This is a genomic window from Motilimonas sp. 1_MG-2023, assembly GCF_030547455.1.
GTDB lineage: Bacteria > Pseudomonadota > Gammaproteobacteria > Enterobacterales > CBDFNC01 > Motilimonas.
Genome location: NZ_JAUOPX010000115.1, coordinates 1 through 700 on the forward strand (window position 1 = coordinate 1; position 700 = coordinate 700).

A 700-nucleotide genomic window follows, 5' to 3' on the forward strand; every position below is an offset into this window, starting at 1 on the left:
GCTTGGGGAACCGTGAAATGGTAAAGAGATTGCGCAAAGAAGGCTATCAAGTTGGTCGCTATCTTGTTCGTAAAATTATGCGTCGCTTACGCCTTAAGGTCACACAACGCCTGGCTTACAAGGTCACAACAAAGCGTAAGCACTCCGATTCAGTGGCTGACAACCTACTGAATCAGAACTTCAATCCCACAGCTGCCAACCAAGTTTGGGCAGGCGATGTGACTTACTTAAAAACAGGTGAAGGCTGGATGTATTTAGCCATTGTGATGGATTTATATTCGCGTCGCATCGTAGGCTGGCACATCGACAAGCGCATGACGACGGATTTGATAAGTAAGGCATTAATGAAAGCTTACAATCTGCGACTGCCACCTCAGGGGCTGGTGTTTCACAGCGATCGTGGCTCACAATATACCAGCAAGCAATTCCGTAAATTGCTAGCGAGCTATGGAATGAGATCCAGTATGGGGGATGTGGGTGCGTGTTGGGATAATGCCGTTGTAGAGCGCTTTTTTGGCAGTTTAAAGCACGATTGGCTATTCAAAGTTAATCAGCCAACAAGGGAGTTTATGAAGCAAGATGTGGCCGCTTACATGAAGTATTACAACTTAGAGCGACTGCACTCAGCCAATGGTGATCTGTCACCAGTGGAGTTTGAAAATTCTCAACTAAAGGTGTCCAGTTTTGGTTGACCAGAACA

Annotated in this window: 1 protein-coding gene; it reads left to right on the plus strand. The window is 46.1% G+C overall.

From position 1 onward, the window contains the following. A partial coding sequence (locus Q4519_RS21660) for an IS3 family transposase (protein WP_303516007.1) occupies positions 1–692 on the plus strand: 692 nt, incomplete at its 5' end. Positions 693–700 lie beyond the last annotated feature (8 nt).